General features: G+C 59.6%; 21 protein-coding genes. 9 read left to right on the top strand and 12 right to left on the bottom strand.

The genetic code is table 11. The features are described from left to right. Positions 1-13 precede the first annotated feature (13 nt). Entirely contained in the window at positions 14-268 is a 255-nt protein-coding gene (rpsP, locus tag CPter91_RS18065; RefSeq protein ID WP_038491540.1) for a 30S ribosomal protein S16, read from the bottom strand. Positions 269-640: 372 nt separating this feature from the next. On the opposite strand from rpsP, the gene CPter91_RS18070 reads away from it, so the two are divergent. After that, positions 641-1060 carry an NINE protein gene (locus CPter91_RS18070; RefSeq protein WP_061942606.1) on the top strand — a complete coding sequence of 140 codons (420 nt, stop codon included), beginning with the start codon at positions 641-643 and terminating at the stop codon, positions 1058-1060. A 67-nt stretch (positions 1061-1127) separates the two neighbouring features. Here CPter91_RS18070 and CPter91_RS18075 read toward each other — a convergent pair whose 3' ends face one another. From CPter91_RS18075 to CPter91_RS18090, 4 genes are all read right to left on the bottom strand, one after another. Next, positions 1128-2918 (bottom strand): acyl-CoA dehydrogenase, encoded by a 1791-nt coding sequence (locus tag CPter91_RS18075; RefSeq protein WP_061942608.1) that lies wholly within the window; start codon positions 2916-2918, stop codon positions 1128-1130. 136 nt (positions 2919-3054) lie between these two features. Next, a complete protein-coding gene (locus CPter91_RS18080; protein ID WP_061942610.1) occupies positions 3055-3984 on the bottom strand; it encodes an electron transfer flavoprotein subunit alpha/FixB family protein in 930 nt (309 codons plus the stop codon). An 89-nt stretch (positions 3985-4073) separates the two neighbouring features. Then, complete coding sequence (locus CPter91_RS18085; protein ID WP_061942612.1) at positions 4074-4826, bottom strand: electron transfer flavoprotein subunit beta/FixA family protein; 753 nt, start codon at positions 4824-4826, stop codon at positions 4074-4076. Positions 4827-5234: 408 nt separating this feature from the next. Beyond that, the gene (locus tag CPter91_RS18090) at positions 5235-5462 is read right to left on the bottom strand and encodes a sulfurtransferase TusA family protein (protein WP_038491550.1); all 228 of its coding nucleotides are present in this window, start codon (positions 5460-5462) and stop codon (positions 5235-5237) included. A 264-nt stretch (positions 5463-5726) separates the two neighbouring features. Between CPter91_RS18090 and CPter91_RS18095 the strand changes: the two genes are divergently transcribed. Beyond that, positions 5727-7076, top strand: coding sequence for a hypothetical protein (locus tag CPter91_RS18095; RefSeq protein ID WP_061942614.1), 1350 nt, complete (start codon positions 5727-5729; stop codon positions 7074-7076). Positions 7077-7096: 20 nt separating this feature from the next. On the opposite strand, the gene CPter91_RS18100 is transcribed toward CPter91_RS18095, so the two are convergent. The 6 genes from CPter91_RS18100 to ugpQ all read right to left on the bottom strand — a co-directional run bounded on the left by CPter91_RS18100 (position 7097) and on the right by ugpQ (position 14270). After that, entirely contained in the window at positions 7097-8686 is a 1590-nt protein-coding gene (locus CPter91_RS18100) for a rhomboid family intramembrane serine protease (protein WP_061942616.1), read from the bottom strand. Positions 8687-8776: 90 nt separating this feature from the next. After that, positions 8777-9331, bottom strand: a complete 555-nt coding sequence (locus CPter91_RS18105; protein WP_061942618.1) for an NUDIX domain-containing protein — start codon at positions 9329-9331, stop codon at positions 8777-8779. A 140-nt stretch (positions 9332-9471) separates the two neighbouring features. Continuing rightward, a complete protein-coding gene (alaS, locus tag CPter91_RS18110) occupies positions 9472-12096 on the bottom strand; it encodes an alanine--tRNA ligase (protein ID WP_061946385.1) in 2625 nt (874 codons plus the stop codon). A 261-nt stretch (positions 12097-12357) separates the two neighbouring features. Next, the gene (locus CPter91_RS18115; protein WP_205631612.1) at positions 12358-12621 is read right to left on the bottom strand and encodes a hypothetical protein; all 264 of its coding nucleotides are present in this window, start codon (positions 12619-12621) and stop codon (positions 12358-12360) included. A gap of 29 nt (positions 12622-12650) precedes the next feature. After that, positions 12651-13238, bottom strand: a complete 588-nt coding sequence (locus CPter91_RS18120; RefSeq protein WP_061942622.1) for a hypothetical protein — start codon at positions 13236-13238, stop codon at positions 12651-12653. A gap of 255 nt (positions 13239-13493) precedes the next feature. Beyond that, positions 13494-14270: a glycerophosphodiester phosphodiesterase gene (gene ugpQ / locus CPter91_RS18125; protein WP_061942624.1), complete on the bottom strand. Its 777-nt coding sequence runs from the start codon at positions 14268-14270 to the stop codon at positions 13494-13496. Positions 14271-14499: 229 nt separating this feature from the next. Between ugpQ and CPter91_RS18130 the strand changes: the two genes are divergently transcribed. The 6 genes from CPter91_RS18130 to CPter91_RS18155 all read left to right on the top strand — a co-directional run bounded on the left by CPter91_RS18130 (position 14500) and on the right by CPter91_RS18155 (position 20281). Then, positions 14500-14784: a 2TM domain-containing protein gene (locus tag CPter91_RS18130; protein ID WP_061942626.1), complete on the top strand. Its 285-nt coding sequence runs from the start codon at positions 14500-14502 to the stop codon at positions 14782-14784. After that, positions 14781-15896 (top strand): sensor histidine kinase, encoded by a 1116-nt coding sequence (locus CPter91_RS18135; RefSeq protein ID WP_061942628.1) that lies wholly within the window; start codon positions 14781-14783, stop codon positions 15894-15896. Before CPter91_RS18130 ends, CPter91_RS18135 begins: the two co-directional genes overlap by 4 nt. Continuing rightward, positions 15893-16699: a LytR/AlgR family response regulator transcription factor gene (locus tag CPter91_RS18140; RefSeq protein WP_061942630.1), complete on the top strand. Its 807-nt coding sequence runs from the start codon at positions 15893-15895 to the stop codon at positions 16697-16699. The genes CPter91_RS18135 and CPter91_RS18140 overlap by 4 nt, the downstream gene beginning before the upstream one ends. Before the next feature lie 182 nt (positions 16700-16881). Continuing rightward, positions 16882-18657 carry a glutamine--tRNA ligase/YqeY domain fusion protein gene (locus CPter91_RS18145; RefSeq protein WP_061942633.1) on the top strand — a complete coding sequence of 592 codons (1776 nt, stop codon included), beginning with the start codon at positions 16882-16884 and terminating at the stop codon, positions 18655-18657. Between the two features lie 361 nt (positions 18658-19018). Next, on the top strand, positions 19019-19678 hold the full coding sequence (locus CPter91_RS18150) for a DUF4429 domain-containing protein (RefSeq protein ID WP_061942634.1): 660 nt from the start codon (positions 19019-19021) through the stop codon (positions 19676-19678). Positions 19679-19771: 93 nt separating this feature from the next. Beyond that, complete coding sequence (locus CPter91_RS18155) at positions 19772-20281, top strand: DUF1993 domain-containing protein (RefSeq protein WP_061942637.1); 510 nt, start codon at positions 19772-19774, stop codon at positions 20279-20281. A gap of 84 nt (positions 20282-20365) precedes the next feature. Here CPter91_RS18155 and CPter91_RS18160 read toward each other — a convergent pair whose 3' ends face one another. Next, the gene (locus tag CPter91_RS18160) at positions 20366-21280 is read right to left on the bottom strand and encodes a LysR family transcriptional regulator (RefSeq protein ID WP_061942638.1); all 915 of its coding nucleotides are present in this window, start codon (positions 21278-21280) and stop codon (positions 20366-20368) included. Between the two features lie 138 nt (positions 21281-21418). On the opposite strand from CPter91_RS18160, the gene CPter91_RS18165 reads away from it, so the two are divergent. Continuing rightward, positions 21419-22678 (top strand): MFS transporter, encoded by a 1260-nt coding sequence (locus CPter91_RS18165; protein ID WP_061946386.1) that lies wholly within the window; start codon positions 21419-21421, stop codon positions 22676-22678. Positions 22679-22842: the final 164 nt, after the last annotated feature.

The raw sequence follows: 22842 nt of genomic DNA on the forward strand, positions 1-22842 counted from the left end.
GTTCAGACTGCAATTAAGCTGCAGTTTTCTTGGCAGCGTCAGCAACCAGGCGAGCAACGGTCGGCGACATTTGCGCGCCAACACCTTGCCAATGCGTCAGGCGGTCCTGAGCAATACGGAAAGTCTCTTCAGCACCAGACGCTACCGGATTGTAAAAACCGATGCGCTCGATGAAGCGACCGTCACGGCGATTGCGCGAATCAGTAGCTACGATGTTGTAAAAAGGACGCTTCTTTGCGCCACCACGGGATAAACGAATAACGACCATAATGTTTCCAAAAAGTGTTCGAACACGGAAAAAGCCGCAAATTATAACGCAAATTATGCCTACCCCGCAACCAAAGCTGGTCATCGGTGTGGCGTCACTACGTCAAAAGGTGATTGCAGGCTATAAAAATCGCCGTACTGCTCTGTGAGCAAGTAGCAGGCGCTCTGGGTGGGTGCTATCAGTGACAGTCAATTGATACAGGCTGTACACTGAGCCCTCAATTCGCTGTCCGATGCGTACGATGCGTGTTGGCAACATCAGTAGCGATAACGGCGCTAGTATATTAGCAATTTCCGTATTTGAGGCAAATTGTGTATTTTTGCCTTGTTTTTTTGCGGTTTGCGCCAGATAAACCACTCACTTTCCCTGCCAATGACATCCAGCCACAAGAACAAGACACTCACCACTTTCCTCGCCACCGTATTCGGCAGTATCGGTCTGCACCGGTTTTACCTGAAGGGATCCAGCGATATCTGGGGCTGGCTGCATTTTGCTTCCTTGCCAATTTCCTTGCTGGCTTATTGCTTATGGGGCAAGGATCAGCAAGTTGCCTTTCTGTTCGGACCATTGATCGTTTCTGGATTAATTGCCTTTCTGGAATCGCTGATCATCGGCCTCACCCCGGATGAGAAGTGGGACGCCAAATACAACGCCAATTCCGGCCATCAGTCCGATTCCAGCTGGTTTGTAGTCCTGCTGGTGGTGCTGACCCTGGGCATAGGCGCGATCGGCCTGATCGGCGCGATTGCGCGCACCTTCGACCTGCTGTACACCGGCGGCGCCTACGGCTGAGCAAAACCGACGAACTGCAGACGTTAAAAAAGCAGCCGAGGCTGCTTTTTTAACGCTTGAAACGATCTCAGAACTGATCTTCCGTCAGCGCCATCACGCCACTGCTGCCTTCGACTACCGAGATGCGGTAAGCCTCAGCCTGTGACAGGATATGCTCGGCAAAGAAACGCGCCGTGCCGATCTTGGCCTGGTAGAAGCCGCTGTCGCTTGCACCTTCTGCCAGCTTGCGCTGCGCCACCAGCGCCGCGCGGCCGAGCTGCCAGCCGCCCAGCACGATGCCGGCCAACTTCAAATACGGCACGCTGCCGGCAAACACACCCTTGATATCGCTCTTCAGATTATCAACCACATAGTTGACCACCTGCTCCAGCGCCTCGGCGCCGCTGGCCAGCTGCTTGCCGATAGCCACCAAGTCGGCCGCACCACTGCTCGCCAACTCAGTCTGGGTGGCGCGCACTTGGGCGATGATCGCCTTGGCGACAGCGCCGCCGTCGCGCGCGGTCTTGCGGCCGATCAGGTCGTTGGCCTGGATCGCCGTGGTGCCTTCGTAAATCGTCAGGATGCGGGCGTCGCGATAGAACTGCGCAGCGCCGGTCTCTTCGATAAAGCCCATGCCGCCATGGATCTGCACGCCGGTGGAAGCCACATCGATAGAGATCTCGGTCGACCAGCCTTTGACCACCGGCACCATGTATTCATAGAACGCCTGGTTGGCTTTGCGGACTGCTTCGTCGCCGTGGTGATGGGCGGCATCGTGCGCCGCCGCGGTGACGTAGGCCAGCGCGCGCGCCGCTTCGATCTGCGAGCGCATGCTCATCAGCATCCGCCGCACATCCGGCTGATGGATAATGGTGACGGCGCCGGCCGAACCGGCCAGATCGCGCGACTGCACCCGGTCCTTGGCGTAAGCCACGGCCTTCTGATAAGCCCGCTCTGCCACGCTGATGCCTTGCAAGCCAACCGCAAAACGCGCCGCGTTCATCATGATGAACATGTATTCGAGGCCGCGGTTTTCCTGGCCGACCAGGGTGCCGACCGCACCGCCATGGTCGCCGAACTGCAGCACCGCGGTCGGGCTGGCCTTGATCCCCAGCTTGTGTTCCAGCGAGACGCAATGGACGTCGTTGCGCGCGCCCGGCGTACCGTCGGCGTTGACCATGAATTTCGGCACGATGAACAGCGAAATGCCCTTCACGCCTTCCGGCGCATTCGGTGTGCGCGCCAGCACCAGGTGGACGATATTTTCAGCCATATCGTGTTCACCGTAGGTGATGAAAATCTTGGTGCCGGAAATCTTGAACGTACCGTCGTCCTGCGGCACGGCGCGGGTGCGCACCAGCGCCAGGTCGGAGCCGGCTTGCGGCTCGGTCAGGTTCATGGTGCCGGTCCATTTGCCGGATACCAGGTTTTCCAGGTAGATGCGTTTTTGCTCGTCGCTGCCGGCCGTCAGCAGTGCTTCGATCGCGCCGTCGCTCAGCAGCGGGCACAGGGCAAAGGACAGATTGGCGGCATTCAGCATCTCGATGCAGGGCGTCGCCACCAGCTTCGGCAAACCCTGGCCGCCGAATTCGACCGGGTGCTGCACCCCCTGCCAGCCAGCTTCGGCAAACGCCTTGAAGGCTTCCTTGAAACCCTTGCTGGTAGTAACTTCGCCATCGTGCCAATAGCTTGGCTCCTGGTCGCCGCTACGGTTCAACGGCGCCACCACTTCACTGCAAAACTTGGCGTTCTCTTGCAACACTGCTTCCACGGTTTCCGGGGTCGCGTCTTCGCAACCGGGCAGCGTGCTGACCTGCTCCAGGCCAGCTAGTTCGTTCAGTACGAACAGCATGTCCTTCAACGGGGCGACATAACTCATGATGTGCTACTCCTAAAAATCGGGGTGGCAAGAGAAGCCGGCGCCGCCGGCATTCGCATTACCACCCCTATGCATTCGATTTTCAACAGGACGCCGGCTGGCGGCGCCCGTCAAACGCCCGTCGGCTGAAAGCGGCTTAGCCCAGTTCGGCCACCAGTTGCGGCACGATCTCGAACAGGTCGCCGACAATGCCGTAATCCGCCACCGAGAAAATCGGTGCTTCTTCATCCTTGTTGATGGCGACGATGACCTTGGAATCCTTCATCCCGGCCAAATGCTGGATCGCGCCGGAAATACCGACGGCGATGTACAGCTGCGGCGCGACGATCTTGCCGGTCTGGCCGACCTGCCAGTCGTTCGGCACAAAGCCGGCGTCGACCGCGGCGCGCGATGCGCCCATCGCTGCGTTGAGCTTGTCGGCCAGCGGCTCCAGGATCTTGAAGTTTTCCGCCGAGCCCATGCCGCGGCCGCCGGAAACGATGATCTTGGCGGCGGTCAGCTCAGGACGGTCCGACTTGGCCAGCTCGCGCGAGACGAAGGCCGATTTGCCGAAGTCGGCAGCAGCGGCAATGTTTTCCACGGCAGCGGAACCGCCGCCGGCAGCGGCGTCGAAACCAGTGGTGCGGACGGTGATGACTTTCACGGCATCGCTCGATTGCACGGTGGCGATGGCGTTGCCGGCATAGATCGGACGCTCAAAAGTGTCAGGGCTGTCGACCTTGGTGATTTCGGAAATCTGGCCGACGTCCAGCTTGGCGGCAACGCGCGGCAAGATGTTCTTGCCGTAGGCGGTAGCCGGCGCCAGGATGTGGCTGTAGGCCGACGCCAGCGCCAGCACCTGCTCGGCGACGTTTTCCGCCAGGCCGTCGGCGAAATAGGCGGCATCGGCCACCAGTACTTTGCTGACGCCAGCCAGCTGGGCTGCCGCTTGCGCCGCTGCGCCGCAGTTGCTGCCGGCAATCAGTACGTGAACGTCGCCGCCGCATTGGCTGGCGGCGGTAACGGTGTTGAGTGTGCTGCCTTTTAACGAGGCATTATCGTGTTCGGCGATGACTAAGGCTGTCATGTGGGCTCCTGATTTTATTGACGCGCGCCTGCATTCTTGCGGCGCTGCGCCTGGTTCTTGATAAGTGTCGGTAAGCGCGTTGGCGATGCTTACAGGACCTTGGCTTCGTTCTTCAGCTTGGCGACCAGCGTGGCAACGTCCGGCACCTTGATGCCGGCGCTGCGCTTGGCAGGCTCCACCACTTTCAGCGTCTTCAGGCGCGGCGTCACATCGACACCGAGATCGGCCGGCTTGAACACGTCCAGGGTTTTCTTCTTGGCTTTCATGATGTTCGGCAGCGTCACATAGCGCGGCTCGTTCAGGCGCAGGTCGGTGGTGACGATCGCAGGCAGCGTCAGGGCGATGGTTTCCAAACCGCCGTCGACTTCACGCGTCACAGTGACCTTGCCGTCTTCCAGCACGACCTTGGAAGCGAAGGTGGCTTGCGGCCAGCCCAGCAGCGCGGCCAGCATCTGGCCGGTCTGGTTGCAATCGTCGTCGATCGCCTGCTTGCCGAGGATGATCAGTTGCGGCTGTTCCTTGTCGGCCACGACCTTCAGCAGCTTCGCCACTGCTAAAGGTTGCAGGTCGGTGTCGGCAGTATCGACCAGGATGCCGCGGTCGGCGCCGATCGCCATCGCGGTGCGCAGGGTTTCCTGGCATTGCGTGACGCCGCAAGAAACCGCGATCACTTCAGTGACCTTGCCGCCTTCTTTCAGGCGCGTGGCTTCTTCCACCGCGATTTCGTCAAACGGATTCATCGACATCTTGACGTTGGCAATATCTACACCGCTGCCGTCCGACTTGACCCGCACCTTGACGTTGTAGTCGACGACACGCTTGACTGGTACTAATACTTTCATCGTTATGCCTTTTATATGAAATAAAAAAATCTGAACCTGAATTGGCGCGGGTTGGAGCGGACTGCCGCAGCGAACGTAAGGTTAACGTTTACGTAAATCTCAATAGGGAATTATAAGAGAGAATTCGATCCGACGCTGAAATTTAGCACGATCGTTCTATTAAATCTTAGAGCAATTCGCCTAATCGCACACGGATCTTGCAAAACAGCTCACGTTCAATGCGCTGGGCGACTTGAAGATTCGGCTTTCGGGCCAGAAGCGGCGGAGGGGAAAATCAAGACAGGAGGGAGAACAGCAGGCTACAACTCAGGCAAACTGCGGCCTACAGGACGCAGGCCGCGGGACATTCAAACAATAGTGCAGGACAAGACAAACGCGGGTTCAGCCATGGGGCCGCTTATTACGCTCTTACTTGCGCTTCATGAAGAAAATGAACTCCCGGTTTTCTTCACTCTGCTCTAGCAGATCGTTGCCGGTCTGCTTCGCGAATGCCTGGAAATCGCGCACTGAACCGGAATCGGTAGCCAGCACACGCAGCACTTCGCCACTCAGCATGTCCGCCAACGCCTTCTTGGTTTTCAAAATCGGCAGTGGGCAATGCAAACCGCGGGCGTCGAGTTCTTTATTAAATTCCATAACCACTTCGTAATGTAAAAATTTTTAACATTTATTGCTATTCGCTGATTCTACTCCAAACGATGGCGCGTTTGACGCGTCGCAACATACCATCAATCATTTTTACAACAGCATGGCGAATAGTAAATATGTCTTTAATACAATCTTTCCAGACATCTACATGCTAATATGCAATTGATAAGTATCGCACTGTAACAAACACAATAACAAGCACAGTCGCCGGGCTCCCAGCCCGGCCTGATGACAAATTCCGGGGAACTCAGCATGCGGGACAGCCATAGCGAAAAGCCTTTCAGCAACATCACGCCGTTCTGGCAGCGCTTACCTCAATTTTTCCTGTACCCGCTGCAGGGCCACCTGATCTGGCACCCGGCAGTCTACGCCCTGATCGGCACCGGCTTGTGGCTGCTCGGCAGCCATGACGAAGACGGCGGCTTCTCCCCTTTTATCCTGACCATTGCGATCCTGGTCGGCATCGGCTTTGCCATCGACCTGACGCGCCAGGCATTCCGCATCCTGGAACAAACCTCGCTCGGCAATTTGCGCTGCGCCGATTTCGACGAGGCCGACGATGTACACAAGATGTCGCCCTACAAGCTGCTGCTGATCATGATCGTGCAAGGCTTCTTCGTCGGCGTCCTGGCCTCCATCCATCCCATGCTGGGGCTGCTGGCAACCGCCATCGCCAATCTGATGCTGCCGGCCAGCATCATGGTGCTCGGCCACACCCACAGCTTTACCGACGCAATCAATCCGGTCAGGGTTTTCAAGATGATCAAGGCTTGCGGCTGGCCGTATCTGGCGCTGTGGGTCTTCGGTTTCATACTAAGCCAATGCGCGCCGATTGTCATCATGCTGTTTGTCGGAAAATTGCCGCTGACCGTGCTGATCGCGGTGGCCATTTTCGCCTTTGCTTATTTCACGCTGGTCAGCTTCAATCTGATGGGCTATACGATGTATCAATATCATCATGAGATCGGCTATTCGCCAGACCGCGATTTTGAAATCAATGCGCTTGCCAGCAGCCGCAACAATCGCCCCTTGAGCGACGACGACATCCTGGCGCAACAGGTCGGCGCGCTGATCCGCGACGGCAATATCGACCTGGCGATGGAAATGATCTGGGAAGAACTGCGCTACGATCAGTTCAATCCGCAACTGTCGGCCCACTACGCCAAATTGTTGCTGTTAAAGGGCGACAAGGCCAAGCAGCTCGAATATGCGCCGCGCCATCTGTTCACCCTGGCGCGCGCAGGAAAAGCCGGCCGCATCGGCGAAGCCTGGCAGCAGGCACGCCGGCTCGATCCTGCATTCAGGATCGAGAATCCCGATCATGTACTGGAAATTGCAGCGGCCGCCGCCAGCGTGCGCGAATATCAGATCGCGCTTGAAATCGTCTCGGGCTTCCACAAGCGCGCGCCGCGCCACAAGGATGTGGCGGCGGCGCTGGTGTTGGCCGGCAAATTGCTGTCCGACCATCTGCGCCAGGATGCGCGCGCCTTGACGTTGTTCAATCACGTCATCGCGCAATGGCCCGGCAGTCCGGCCGCCGGCGAAGCGCAGCAATACAAGAAAGTGATCGAAGCCATGACCCAGGGCTCGCAACCGGCTTGAGACACGGCTTGGAGCTCAGCTCAGTAACGGTTGCCGGGGCTGGAAATCCAGCGGCTTTCTTCGCTCAGGGGAAACTGCTGCTGCAACAGTTTCTGATAGTGCTGCGCCTGGTCGTGCCGGCCTGCCGTCATGAAGCCGCGGGCAATGAACTGTATCAGTTGCGGCAGCTGCTGGTGCTGGCGCGCCGTGACCAGCAGGATCTGCAGGATGGCGGCAGCGGTTTGCGGCTGGCCATTCATGGCGAAGCGGCGGCCGACCGCCAGCGACTGTTCATCACTGAGTAGCGGCCGCGGCTCGGCGCTGGCGACATAATCGAGATAGACCTGATGAATTTTTTGCTCGTCGAAACGGCCTTTCGGCAAGCTCAGCAGCATCTGCGCGCTTTTGTGGAAGGCCGGCGCAGATGGCGTGCCCTTCGATAAATTGAACAGCTGCAGGAGCCAGTCCGGTTGCGGCGTTTTCTGCTGCGCCAGCGTCTTGCTGACCAGGCTGCTGAAGTCGCGTCGGGCGCGCTCGAAATCGAGCCGGGCCAGGGCCGCATAAGCGCTCTGCTGCAAACCCCGCAGCAGCTTGTCGTCGTCGCCGGTGGAGACATAGCTGGCATGCGCCTGTGCCAGCTTGCCGCGCGCCAGCAGCCGATAAATCAAGGCCAGCAAGGCGCCGCCCAGCAAGCCGCCGATGTGGGCGTAGTAATTGGTGTTCGACGGTTGGCCGAACAGCAGGTCAAAGGCTTCCTTGCCAACCCAGATCGGCAGCATGATCAGCGCCGGCGCCTTGAAGAAATCGAAATAAAACAGAAACCAGTAAAAGAAACGGATCTTGCGCAGGCCATACAACACGGTGTACATGCCCATGACACCGGAAATGGCGCCTGATGCCCCCAGCGACAGCACCATGCTGTCGCCTTCGAACAGCAAGTAGAACCCTGCCGACAGTAAACCGGAAAGCAGGTAAAACAGCAGATACCAGCCGCCGCCCAGCAGGATTTCCACTGCATAGCCGACCATCGCCAGGAATACCATGTTGCCCAGCACATGCTCGACGCTGGCGTGCAGGAACATATGGGTCAGCAAGGTGAACGGCCGTTCGCCGGCCTGGGCCGGGATCAGGGAATAACGTTCGGTGAAGCTGCGGCTGCGGATGCTCAGGTAGTGTTCGCGCTGCTCTTTCCATAGCGCCAGCTCGTCGTCATCGACGGTGCCCAGCAGCGGCGGCTTGGGCTGCTGCATCAAGGCGCCGAACTTGCCGTCGGCATCGAGCACATACCAGCGTTCGATCAGGGACTGGTAGTCTTCCAGAGAAGTTTTTTTGCCGTCGCGCGCCGCCGCCAATTCGCTGCGCGCCCGTATCTGGCGCCAGCGTTCCAGCCCCTTGCGCATGGCGGCGCCTGCCTCCGGCTTGTTCTGGTTTTCCAGGAAACGGGCATAGGCCAGGAATTCGAACTCCGGCAGGCGCGACTCGGCCAGGTAGTACTCGGCAGCCGGCTCCATATGGCTGCGTTCGCCCCATTGAATGCCGAAGTAGATCAGCAGGTTGACCAGCACCAGCAGGATCGTGACCAGCGGCGGACGCCTCCAGTCTGGCTTACGGTCTACCGGGATGATCAGCATGGCGGCTCAGGAGCAGGATAAAATTTCGATAGCGTGATTTTACCCAGTCATTGCCGTGTGGCAGCGTTATTTTTTACGCATCAGACCGCTTCATGCCTTCAAGGCCGGCTCGGCTTGCGCCGTCTGCAGCAATGGCCGCTCGACGTATTCCACTGCCAGGCCCTGGGCCCGCATCCAGTCGGCCACGGCATGGCCGGTGCCGGCGCGCCACGGACGCAGTTGGTCCGGTTCCAGCAGACGGTACTCCAGCAACTCGGGCGACAGCCGGATGGTGCCGGCGGCCTTGACGTGATAGGCGATGATCAGTTCGTTCTTGCGGATGAATTCGTAGACACCGACCAGGCTGATCTGCTGCGCGTCGAGGTTGGTTTCTTCCTTGAGTTCGCGCGCAATGCCTTGCTCCGGCGTTTCATCGCGCTCCATGAAACCGGTGATCAGCGCAAACATGCCTTCCTGCCATGCGGCGTTGCGCGCCAGCAGGATCTTGCCGTCGATCTCGACGATCGCGGCCAGCACCGGCAGCGGATTATCCCAGTGCGTCCAGTGCCCCTCGGGACAAGCCAGGCGCAATTTGCCGCCCTCGTCTTCATCGGCGCGCTGGATCAGCGATGCAGCACAAACCGGGCAATACTTGAATTCATTCATAATTCATTGTGGGACAGAGTTTAAGAGCCACCGTAGCGTGGCGAATTACTCTGTCCCCAACTGACTAGAAAAAAACGGTTAAATTGCAGAGCAAACCAACTCACAGGGCGTGCAAAAAATACCTTTTATCAAAATAAATATTACGCCCGTTCGCCAACCCAGGCCGCGACGCCTTGCAAGGCAGCCGCCAGGCCGCTCGGGTCGGTGCCGCCGGCTTGCGCCATGTCGGGACGGCCGCCGCCCTTGCCACCAACCTGCTGGGCGACAAAGTTGACCAGCTCGCCGGCCTTGACCTTGGCGGTAGCATCGGCAGTGACGCCGGCGATCAGGCTGACCTTGCCGTCCTTGACCGCTGCCAGCACGATGGCCGCGGTTTTCAGCTTGTCTTTCAGCTTGTCCATGGTCTCGCGCAAGGTGGCGCTGTCGGCGCCTTCCAGTGTCGCCGCCAGCACCTTGATGCCGTTGACGTCGACCGCTTGCGTCAGCAGCTCGTCGCCCTGGTTGGCCGCCAGTTTCGATTTCAGGCCGGCCAGTTCTTTTTCCAGCGCCTTGACGTGATCCTGCACCTGCGCGATACGCTGGGTCAGCTCTTCCGGTTGCGCTTTCAATGCAGCGGCAGCTTCGTTGACGCGGTTGCTCAAGCTCTGCACCAGCGCCAGGCCGGCTTCGCCGGTCACCGCTTCGATGCGGCGGATGCCAGCGGCGACGCCGCCTTCGCCGACGATCTTGAACAAGCCGATATCGCCAGTGCGGCTGACATGCGTGCCGCCGCACAATTCGCGCGAAGTCCCGATAGACAGCACCCGCACCTCATCGCCGTATTTCTCGCCGAACAAGGCCATGGCGCCGGCGCCGACAGCATCGTCGAACGACATCAATTTAGCTTCGGTAGCGACGTTGGCGAGGATTTCGCGGTTGACGATTTCTTCGATACGGCGGATTTCGTCGGCGCTGACCGGCGCATTGTGGCTGAAGTCGAAACGGGTCTTGTCGGCATCGACGAGTGAACCCTTTTGCGCCACATGCGCGCCCAGCACTTCACGCAATGCCTTGTGCATCAGGTGGGTTGCCGAGTGATTACGGATGGTGCGGCCGCGCACTGCGGTATCGACCTTGGCGTTGACTTTGTCGCCGACTGCCAGCGCCCCGCTGCGCAAATTGCCGTGATGGCCGAACACTTCGGCCTGGATTTTCAAGGTATCGGCGACGTCAAACAAGACGCCGGCAGCTTCCAGCACGCCGCAATCGCCTACCTGGCCGCCCGATTCCGCATAGAACGGCGTGGTGTCGAGCACCACGATGGCGTCCTGGCCGGCTTCGATTTTCTGCACTGCGCTGCCGTCCACATACAGGGCCAGCACTTTGGCTTCATGCACCAGCTCGTCATAGCCGACGAAACGGGTCTTGTCGCCGCTGTACTCGACAGCGGCTGTCATTTTGAATTTGCCGCCTTCGCGTGCTGCCGTTTTCTGGCGCTCCATGGCTGCCGCAAAACCGGCTTCGTCCAGTTCGATTTCGCGTTCACGGCAGATATCCGCCGTCAGGTCCAGCGGGAAGCCAAACGTGTCATACAGCGTAAATGCGGTGGCGCCGCTCAGCTTTTTCGGATTCTTGAGCAGCTCGGCTTCCAGGATCTTCATGCCGTGTTCCAGGGTTTCGCCGAAGCGCTCTTCTTCCTGCTTCAGGATCTGTTCGACGCGCTCGGCAGCCGCCGGCAACTCGGGATAGGCAGCGCCCATCTCCAGCACCAGGTCCTTGACCAGCTTGTAGAAGAACGGCTTGGTCTGGCCCAGCTTGTGGCCATGCCGCAGCGCACGGCGGATGATACGGCGCAGCACGTAGCCGCGACCTTCATTGCCGGGAATCACGCCGTCGACCACCAGGAAGGAACAGGCGCGGATGTGGTCGGCGATCACTTTCAGCGAATTGTTTTCCAGGTCGCTGATATTGGTTTCGCGCGCAGCAGCCTTGATCAGGCGCTGGAACAGGTCGATTTCATAGTTGCTGTGCACATGCTGCAGCACCGCAGCCAGGCGCTCCAGGCCCATGCCGGTGTCGACGCATTGCTTCGGCAGCGGGGTCAGGGTGGCGACGCCGGTTTTCGGATCGATCTGGCGGTCGAACTGCATGAACACGTTGTTCCAGATTTCGATGTAGCGGTCGCCGTCCTGCTCCGGGCTGCCCGGAGGACCGCCCCAGACGTCAGGACCGTGGTCGTAGAAAATTTCGGAACAAGGGCCGCACGGACCGGTGTCGGCCATCTGCCAGAAATTGTCGGAAGCGTAAGGCGCGCCCTTGTTGTCGCCGATGCGCACGATGCGCTCTTTCGGCAGGCCGATCACCTTGTGCCAGATATCGTAGGCTTCGTCGTCGGTTTCATACACCGTGGCCCACAATTTGTCGGCCGACAGGCCGTACACCTTGGTCAACAGCTCCCAGGCCCAGACCAGCGAATCATGCTTGAAATAGTCGCCGAACGACCAGTTGCCCAGCATTTCGAAAAAAGTATGGTGGCGCGCGGTATAGCCGACGTTTTCCAGGTCGTTGTGCTTGCCGCCGGCGCGCAGGCAGCGCTGCACCGAGGTGGCGCGCACGTAGTTGCGCTTTTCGGTGCCCAGGAACACGTCCTTGAACTGCACCATGCCGGAGTTTGTAAACAGCAGGGTCGGATCGTTACCGGGCACCAGGCTGGAGGAGCGCACGATGGTGTGCCCCTTGGATTCAAAGAATTTGAGAAACTTTTCGCGGATTTCGGCTGAGTTCATGTTCTTGGGCAAAAAATGAAACGGAATAAAAGCAATCGACATTCAGCAGCGCGGAAGAACCAGGACCTGGTCCATGCGGCGTTGCCAAATAAGTACTTTTGCAAACCTTCGATTATACGTGATACCTGCCGCACGATTCAGCAGGAAGCACATGAAAAAAGCCCACCGGGATCGCTCCCGACGGGCTTTTAATGATATCAGGTAAGGAATTCAGTCAAATTCGGCTCGAATCCGGTCCTGTATCAGCCGTGCTGCACGCTATTAAGCGCCTTTGTTCACTGGTGTTGCTGTGATAGCGTGGCTTTTCTTGTGGTGATGCTTTTTGTGCTTTTTCACTGCCTTGGCTGGAGCAGCTGCATCCGGAGCAGCGGCAGCAGGAGCGGCCATCGGTGCGGCAGGTGCAGGAGCCGGGGCTGGAGCAGCGGTTTGCGCCATGACTGGCAGAGCGAAAGCAGCGACGACTACGGCAGCCAGCAATTTATTGATCTTCATTTGGAAATCCTTTTCAGTGAGGTAAAAATACACAAATGTGTTGCACTAAAGATAACACATGATCAGCCATTCGTCTTGTCACGATGAATACGGCTTGAAACTCGGTTCTGCACTCGATTAACGCGGGCCTGTTCATTTGCGTTGACATGACCGTTACGGGCGGCACGCGCTTCGCTGTGATCGACATGCGCCTCGCCGCGCTGCAACTGACCGACCTGGCGCTTGTCCAGTCCGCCGGACTTGATGCCGTTCTCGATGCGTTGTTCCTGGTTGGCGTTGCGCTGGACGTTGGCCTGCATGCGCTGACTGGAGACCGAGTTCGGATTGCCGACCGCGCCGTTATGCTTGTCGGCGCTGATATCCTGGCTGACCTTGTTCTGCATTCCCTGGATCCGGGCTTTTTCTGCCGGGCTCAGATTGCCGTTCTTGAGCGCATTGGCTTCGGTACGATCGACCTTGGCTTCCTGATGTTCCAGCTGGCCGGCTTCGCGGGTAGTCAGTTGGCCGGACTGCAGGCCGCTTTCAATCCGGTTCTGCTGGTTGACGTCGCGCTGGGTTTCGCTGGCGGCGCTCTGGGCAAAGACCGGCGCTGCCAGCAAGGTGGCCACGAGCGCGGTCAGCAGGAAAGAAATCGATTTTGTGGTTTTCATGGTGGTCCTTTCGGTGCGGCTGGTTGTTCGGCCAGGCTGTCTGGCCGGATGAGCAGCTTGCTCATGAGACCTTAAACGCTGACCGCCACCGTACGCCGACAAAGGACTTGTAAGCCATGTAACGAATCGTAAAGCCCTGTAGGGTGGGCACGCCTTTGTGCCCACGCGTGACCGCGATAACCGGAGTACCGATCCGCGGCACGGAACCAGGCATATGCGCAAAATGATTGCACGCGTGGGCACGATGTGCCCACCCTACGCAAAATCGGCCGCGATCAGATCGATGCGGTCGGTACAGAAACCGTCCACGCCCCAGCCCAGTATCTCGGTCGCCCGCGCCGGCGTATTCACGGTATAGCAAAACAAGCCGTAGCCAGCCTGCTTGACCGCCTGCGCCTGCATCGGCGACAGGTATTTGTGATTGGTATGCAGGGCCACCGCATCCAGTTCTTCCAGCCGCTGCTGCCAGTCGTCCTCGATGGCATCGCTCAGGAAACCACGCGGAATGTCCGGCGCCGCGACCTGGGCCGCGCGTAGCGCATCAAAGGAAAACGAAGAAAACAAGGGCAAGGCCGGATCCGGCCAGGTGCCTTGGTCAGCCGCCACGTGGGCCGCCAGTTCGGCCTCGAAGACTTCCTCGGTAACTTGCGCCACCACGCGCCCGGTTTCTATTTCAAAGCCTTCCGCCGGCTTGATTTCGACATTCATCCAGATCCCGTTCTGGCGGCAAAAATCCAGCACCTGGCGATAAGTGCAGATGCGCTCGCCAGCAAACTGCGGCCCCAGCCAGCTGCCGGCGTCCATCGCGGTCAACTGGTCGGCATTGAAATCGGCAACCTTGCCGACGCCGCGCACGGTGCGGCCGAATACCGGATCGTGCATCAGGATTGGCACGCCGTCGCGCGACAGCATGACGTCGAACTCGACCGCATGGTAACCATGCTCCAGACCGCAGCGCATGGCCGCAATGGTGTTTTCCGGCGCCAGCGTACCGCCGCCACGATGCGCGACTATTTTAGGGTAAGGCCACATGAATCGTCTCTTTCTATCGAATAAACAAGAATGACAGGCGTGTTTTACAGGCATTTTCTGCTGCCAGCCGGTCGTGATTACTCTCATTCTTATTGGATTTACGTATTTTGGCAATCGGCGACTGCCGGCGGCGATTCGCGCCATGCAATCCCGCTTTCGTCGCATTCCGCTTTTGGGCGATCAAGAGCGGGCTCAGAATAGCCTCATTCCCACTCCAGCGAGAACTGCCATGAATGATGCCAATCCAAGCTTGCAGGACGCCCGCCGCCAGGTCGAACGGAAAATCGGCTTTTACCTGCACCTGGCAGCGTATTTGATTGTAAACAGTGGCCTGTTGCTGCTGAATTTCTTGCATAATCCCGGTCACCCCTGGGCGCTGGGACCGATCCTGGGCTGGGGCATCGGGTTGCTGTTTCACGGCGTTGCCGTATTCCTCAAGGACCCAGGCGCGCAGTGGAAGCAACGCATGATAGAACGAGAACTAGAAAAACATAAACGCACACCGCCGACATGAAACCAGCTCCACAGACAGCATTGCCGCCCACCGCCGAACCGCTGGCCCGACGTCTGCTGCGCACCCTGTATTTCAATCTCGGCATCGACGTCATGTGCGCCGTGATCGTGACTTACGTGATGCGCATCAGCGACCAGTTCCTGCCTAACCTGGTGTTTTCGCTGTGCATCGGCCTGACGGCAATGGTGCTGATAGAGGCCGGCCGCTCACTGGTCTGGCGCAACGCTACGCCGCCCAAAGCGCATTTCCTCGCGTACATATTGGTGGCGGCAGGCATCGCCCAGTTTATCGGCATCCGCCTGGCCGACCTGCTGCTCGGACTCCCTACAGATAATTTTCTCTCCATGTATATGAACGTAAGCGGCCTCGGCCTGGTTATCCTGACCGTCTCGGTCTGCGTCGGCGCCACCCTGTTTTTCTGGAACCTCAGCACGCTGGCGGAACTGCGCAACCAGGCGGCCACTGAACGGGCGCGCGCCGTCGCCGTCGAAAAGCAAGCCTTGCAGGCGCAGCTGCAGATGCTGCAGGCGCAGATTGAGCCGCATATGCTGTTCAATACGCTGGCCACCTTGCAAAGCCTGATTGCGCTGGATGCACCGCGGGCGCAGCAGATGCTGGACCAGCTGATCCAGTTCCTGCGCGCTTCGCTGTCCTCCTCGCGCATCGAACAAACTACGCTGGCGCAGGAATTCAGTCTGATGGAAGCCTACCTGGAGCTGATGTCGCTGCGCATGGGCAGCCGCCTCAGCTTCGATCTGCAACTGCCGGCCGCCTTGCGCGATACCGTAATTGCACCGATGCTGCTGCAGCCATTGGTGGAAAACGCTATCAAGCATGGCCTGGAGCCGAAGATCGAAGGCGGCCGCATCGAAGTCAGCGCCAGCCGCCACGGCCAGCTGCTGCTGCTCGACGTCAGCGACACCGGCCTCGGGCTGGCAACGGGTTTTGCCGACATCGCGCAGCAAACGCCCGCCAGCCAAGGCAGCCATATCGGCCTCAGCAATATCCGCGAACGGCTGCAGGCGCTATACGGTTCTCGCGCCAGCCTGAGCGTCAAACCCAATCTGCCGCATGGCGTCATCGCCCAACTCCAACTCCCTATCCTCTCATGACTTCACCATCCAATCTGCGCGCCCTGATAGCCGAAGACGAACCGATCCTGGCAGCCGCCCTGCTGCAAGCCTTGCAGCGCCTGTGGCCGGAATTGCAGATCATCGCCAGCGTCGACAACGGCCTGGCGGTAGTCGAGCAAACCCTGAAGCAACGGCCCGACATCCTGTTCCTGGATATCAAGATGCCCGGCAAGAGTGGCCTGGAAGCAGCCCAGGAACTGGCCGAGGAATGGCCGGAAAACGAAGCGTTTCCGCTGATCGTGTTTGTCACCGCCTACGACGAATATGCGATCTCCGCCTTCGAACATGCCGCCGCCGATTACGTGCTGAAGCCGATCAGCGATGCGCGCCTGGGCAAGACCATAGTCCGCCTGCAGGAGCGCCTGCAGCAACGTCTGCAGCAAAACAGCGACGGTGATGCCGCGCTCGAGCGCTTGATCGGCCAGTTGCACAACATGCAACCGCGCAGCAGCGCCGAGCCGCTAACCATGATACGCGCCGCGGTCGGCAACCAGATCCGCATGATCCCCATCAACGACGTGATCTATTTCGAGGCCAGCGACAAGTACATCAACGTCGTCACCGCCGACAGCGAATCACTGATCCGCACCAGCCTCAAGGAATTGCTGCCGCAGATCGACAGCCGCCAGTTCTGGCAGGTGCACCGCGGCACCATCGTCAACCTCCAGTGCATCCAGATGGCGATACGCGACGAAAGCGGCAAGTTGTCGCTGAAGCTGCGCGGCCGCAGCGAAAGCCTGACGGTCAGCCGGGTGTTCGCCCATCTTTTCAAGCAGATGTAAGGGGCGCGCGGCGGACCCCGGCATGAATGTCATTTTTGTCAATAAAACAGCATCCGGCGCCATCCTTTTACCGCTGCCCTGATCGCAGTGCAACAAAATCCCTAGTACGGTGCCTGCAAAGCGCCACGCTACGGTAAAATGAGTCATCACCTCATTCTGCAAAGCGTATAAATAGATCCTCCATGAGCACAGACCACACCAACGGCCACACCCCACCTGCACCAGCCTCGTCCAATTTCTTGCGCGGCATCATCGAAACCGATTTGACGGCTGGCGCCTATGCCGGCCGCCAGGACAGCCAGGGTCAGCCATTGCCGCAAGTGGTCACGCGTTTTCCGCCGGAGCCTAACGGCTACCTGCATATCGGTCACGCCAAGTCGATCTGCGTCAACTTCGGCCTGGCGCGCGATTACGCCGGCCGTTGCCATCTGCGCTTCGACGACACCAATCCCGAAAAAGAAGAGCAGGAATACGTCGACACCATCATCGACAGCGTGCGCTGGCTCGGCTTTGACTGGAAAGACAGCACGGGCGAGCATCTTTATTTCGCCAGCAACTATTTCGATAAGCTGTACGAGATGGCGGAATACCTGATCACTGCAGACCTTGCCTATGTCGACAGCCAGAGCGCTGAAGAAATGGCGGCCAACCGCGGCAATTTCGGCGAAGTAGGCAAGGATTCGCCATTCCGCAACCGCTCTGCGGCCGAGTCGCTGGATTTGTTCCGCCGCATGAAAGCGGGCGAATTCAAGGATGGCGAGCACATCGTGCGCGCCAAGATCGACATGGCGTCGCCCAACATGAACCTGCGCGACCCGGCCATCTACCGCATCCGCCACGCTCACCATCACCGTACCGGCGACAAGTGGTGCATCTATCCGATGTACGACTACACGCACCCGATTTCCGATGCGCTGGAAAACATCTCGCACTCGGTCTGCACCCTGGAATTCCAGGATCACCGGCCGTTCTACGACTGGATCCTGGAACACCTGGGCAACGCCGGCTTCCTGCAAAAACCGGTGCCGCACCAGTACGAATTCTCGCGCCTCAACGTCACCTACGTGATCACCAGCAAGCGCAAGCTGCGCCAGCTGGTGGACGAAGGCATCGTCGACGGCTGGGACGATCCGCGCATGCCTACCCTGGTCGGCATCCGCCGCCGTGGTTTTACGCCGGAATCGATACAACTGTTTTGCGACCGCACAGGCGTCACTAAATCGGACGGCTGGATCGACATGAGCTCGCTGGAAGGCGCGTTGCGTGAAGACCTCGACCCGAAGGCGCCGCGCGCCTCGGCAGTGCTGCGGCCGCTGAAGCTGATCATCGACAATTTCCCGGCAGGCGAAACCGTGGCTTGCCATGCGCCGGTCTATCCGCCTGCGCATCCGGAACACGCTACCGCGCTGCGTCATTTCCCTATCAGCAACACGCTGTGGATCGAGCAGGAAGATTTCATGGAAACGCCGGTCAAAGGCTATTTCCGCCTGTTCCCGCCGACCGCCGACAAGCCGGGCAGCCGGGTCCGCCTGCGCCACGGTTTCGTGGTTGAGTGCACCGGCTTCGATAAAGACGCCGACGGCAAGGTTACGGCCGTGCATTGCACCTATTTCCCCGACAGCAAAAGCGGCACCGAAGGCAGCGCCAACTACAAGGTCAAGGGCAATATCCACTGGATCAGCGTGGCCCATGCGCTGGAAGCCGAGGTGCGGCTGTACGACCGCCTGTTCACCGATCCGCATCCGGATGCCGGCGGCAAGGACTTCAAGGCCGCCCTCAATCCGAATGCCAAGGAAGTGATCACCGCCTACCTCGAACCAGGCCTGAAGGATGCCAAGCCGGAAGACCGCTACCAGTTTGAACGGCATGGCTATTTCATCGCCGACCGCATCGATTCGCAGCCCGGCAAGCCGGTATTCAACCGCACGGTGACCCTGAAAGACGGCTGGAGCAAGTAAAAGCCAGCCAGAAATTTCCACGTAGAAACAAACAAAGACGCTACACCGTAAATTCGGTCTGGCGTCTTTATTCATTTTGCGGCCGGTGTTACATTAACTGACTATAAGTATCAGCGTTATGTGCTGAGATGACGCCAAATAGATAGTAAGGTCCCGTTAGGGAATAAGTTGGGCATTTGGGTGGCCGTAGCTGGATGCGATGCAAGCGCCCGTCGCGCCGCAGTGCGAGCACTGCAAGTGGTGGCGAACGTAACAGCGGCAGCAGCGCGCCAGCTACGGCCACCCAAATGTTCAAGTTATTTCCTAACGGGGCCTAAATACAGGGTAAGCAGACGTGGGGCTAGCGGTTATACAGGTAGAGATGCAAGTACGGGGCGTTAACGGCCAGGTAACGCTACTCAGTGACCGGATCCAGATCAAGCGCGCGGGCGCCATGGCCCGCCTGACGCAGGCCCGCAATGGCGGCAAGGATATTCTGCTGACTGAGCTGAGCGGAGTCCGCATCCAGCTGCCGAACCTCCTCAGCAACGGCTATATCCGCTTTTTTCTGGTCAACGGCGAGGCGGTCGACGCCAGCCTGATCCGCGCCGCCAGCGATGCCAACACGATATTGTTTAGCAGCCGGCAACTTTCCCGTTTCACGCTGCTCAAGAGCGCGATTGAAAAAAAGATCGCGGCCGGCCAGCCTGCGCCCATGCTGCTGTTGCCCGCACCGGCGCTTCCTGAAACCGCGATCCCAGAACTTGTCATCGCCGAACCAGCTGTTCCTGGACCTGAAATTTCCGAACCCGCAAGCGCTGAATCAGCAACGCTTGAACCGGCCATCGCTGCATCGGTAATCACTACACCTGTCATCGCCTCACCGGCAATCGCAGCACCCGCGGTTGCCGCGCCGGGACTCCCCGCAGGACGTCCGCCGGTCGATTTCGACCAGCTGGACCGGATAGCGGAGCAATACAAGCAGGGACTGATTTCGCGCGCCGAATGGGTCGCCACCAAACGTAAACTGCTTGGTCTTTAGGCAATTCCGCCGCGCTCAGCGGACTCGGCAGGCAAGCACTATAATCATGCACCTTTCCTCCCGCATCGTGCGACCACCAACCAAGGAATATCCATGAGCATCTCCATGTACAGCACTTCCATTCCCGTCTTCAAGCAATTGCTGAACGCCCTCAGCGACGTCCTGGCAAAAGCCGAAGCGCACGCCACCGAAAAGAAGATCGATCCGAACGCGCTGCTGCAGGCACGCCTGTTCCCGGACATGTTCCCGCTAGTGCGGCAGGTGCAGATCGCCGCCGACTTCGCCAAGAGCGTGCCGGCACGCCTGGCTGGCGCTGAAGTCCCTTCCTATGAAGACAATGAGCAAAGCTTCGCCGACCTGCATGCCCGCATCCAGAAGACACTGGCATTCATCGACGGCTTGTCGGCCGAGAAAATCGACGCCAGCGAAGCGCTGGAAATCGTCTTGCGCCCCGGCACGCCGAAAGAAAAGAAACTGAACGGCCAGACTTACCTGCTGGGCTATGGCTTGCCGCAATTCTTCTTCCACGTCACCACCGCCTATGACATCCTGCGCCACAACGGCGTGGAAATCGGCAAGCGCGATTTCATGGGCGCTTACTGATCCGCTTCAAACAGGATTTTCTGGCCATGAAAAAAGCGACCTGGACGGGTCGCTTTTTTCATGGCGCGCAGCTTTCAGCACAGCTCAGGGCAGCTGATGCAGTTCTTCCTCCAGCATTGCACTCATGTCGCAGCGCAAGCGTTCGAGCGGCGCCGCCAGCCGGCCTGGCGCCCTGGCATGCACCAGCCAGGTGTTCACGCCGCCCTTGAACTCAGGCACATCCAGCACTTTCAACTGATCGCGGAAAGCACTGCGCGCCCAGGCTCCAGGCATGATCATGCCAATGCCGACGCCACGCGCCACCAGCGAAAGCTGCAACTCGGTACCGAAGGTTTCCACCGCCACATCGATCGGCAAACGCGCCGCATCCAGCGCATGCCGGATCGAACGGCGTATGCCGCAGCCATCCTGGTTCATCACCCAGGAGTGCGCCGCCAGCTGCGCCAATGACACGCTGCCCTTGCTACACAATGAGGATGCCTGGCTGGCGACGATCAAGGGCATTTGATGTCCCAGCAGATGGGCAGTCAGTGTGTTCGGCGGCATGACGTCGTCGGGCAGCACCACGGCTGCCGCGTCGATCGCATTGCTTTCCAGCAGCGTCAGCAAGGCGGGCGACCAGCCGGTGGTGATGCGTAAAGTCAGCTTGGTGAACTCGCTGCGCAGACAGTCGATCGGATGCGTCAGCGCCAGCTCCGCCAGGAACGGCGCCACCCCGAGGCGGAATTCGCCGCTCGCTTGCGAGCCTGGTTCCACGCCGGCCAGCAGGTCGGCCACCGAACCCAGCACGCGCCGGCCGCGCTCGTAGACTTCCTTGCCGGCGGCAGTCGGCTTGAGCGGCTTCGACTGCCGTTCCAGTAGCGCCACTCCCAGGCGTTCTTCCAGGCTTTGGACGCGCCGGCTGATGCCTGGCTGGGTCAGGTGCAGGCGGGCGGCGGCGGCAATGATCGAACCGGTTTCGACCACCGCCACGAATGCTTCGATGTCATGGGTATTCACAACAAACTCGCATAATAGTTATGACAATAATTCACTTGTAGCATAAAGATAGGCGATGCACAATCATCCCATCGAAAAATGCTTGCCAGGAAGCGGACTCCGCCGCCCCGCTGCGAGCCATGCCACGTGAAAAATGCCATGAATGCACCCTTGCCACCTAACACAGCCTATCCGGCCACACGTCCAATTGTCCTGCCGATAAGCGATAGCGGCATCTCCGCCGCGCTGCAATTATTGTTTGCCGCCGCGGTCGGCATCACCGTGATCAACCTGTTTGCCACCCAGACCCTGATTGCCCCGATTGCAGCGGCGCTCGGACTGGATGTGCGCCTGAGCGGCATGGTCGCCATGCTGCCGCAGCTGGGCTACGCCGCCGGCCTGATCCTACTGGTGCCGCTGGCCGACCTGCTGGAAAACCGCCGGCTAATCGTATGCCTGCTGGCTTGCTGTGCGCTGGCGCTGGCGGCGGCCACGGTATCGACTTCCGGCTGGCTGTTCCTGCTGGCGATCTTCCTGGCCGGCAGCGCCTCCAGCGCGATCCAGATCATGGTGCCGCTAGCCGCTCTGATGGCGCCCGAAGCGCATCGCGGCCGTGTGGTCGGCAATGTGATGAGCGGCCTGATGCTGGGTATCCTGCTGTCGCGGCCACTGGCCAGCCTGCTGGTGGATCTCGGTGGCTGGCGCTTGCTGTACCTGATATTGGCGCTATTGGTGGCGCTGGTAGCGACTACCCTGAGCCGCACGCTGCCGAGACGGCAACCGGTAGCCAACCTGTCTTACCTGGCCTTGATCAAATCACTGTGGCATTTGCTGCTGAGCCAGCCGGTGCTGCGCCGCAGGGCCCTGACCGCGGCGCTGGCGATGGCCACCTTCAGCCTGTTCTGGACCGCCGTCGCCCTGCTGCTGACGCAGCCGCCCTTCAGCCTGGACCAGCGCCACATCGCCCTGTTTGCACTGGCCGGGGCCGCCGGCGCCATCGCCGCACCGCTTGCCGGCCGCCTCGGCGACCGCGGCTGGACCCGCCCTGCCGGTCATGCCGCACACCTGACGATGATCGCAGCTTTGCTGCTGGCCGGGATCGCCGGCTCTGGCTGGGGCGGCTTTATAGCGGCCGCACATCCCTTGCTGGCGATCGCCATGCTGGTGCTGGCAGCAATCGGCCTCGACGCCGGCGTCACCACCGACCAGACCCTGGGCCGGCGCGCCATCAACCTGCTGCAGCCGGACGCGCGCGGCAGATTGAATGGCTTGTTTGTCGGAATTTTTTTCGTCGGCGGCGCGCTTGGCGCTGCCAGCGCGGCGCTGGCTTGGGTGAATGGCGGCTGGACTGCGGTTTGCTTGCTGGGGATTGCTTATGCAGCGGCTACCCTGGTGATTGGCGTGCTGCAGAAACATTGAGCTGCAGGCATGCAGCGTGGGCAAGTTACAGAGAGTTTCATGATCCATGACATCGTCACAGAAAATGGACAGAGGCATGTGCTCCGTGGCCCGCTAACTGGGGGCAGAGCGGAGTTTCTGAAAAAAACGCGCAGAAAGTCCACTCTGCCCCCCAGTTAGCTTAG

This window comes from Collimonas pratensis (assembly GCF_001584185.1).
In the GTDB taxonomy this organism is placed as follows: Bacteria; Pseudomonadota; Gammaproteobacteria; order Burkholderiales; family Burkholderiaceae_D; genus Collimonas; species Collimonas pratensis.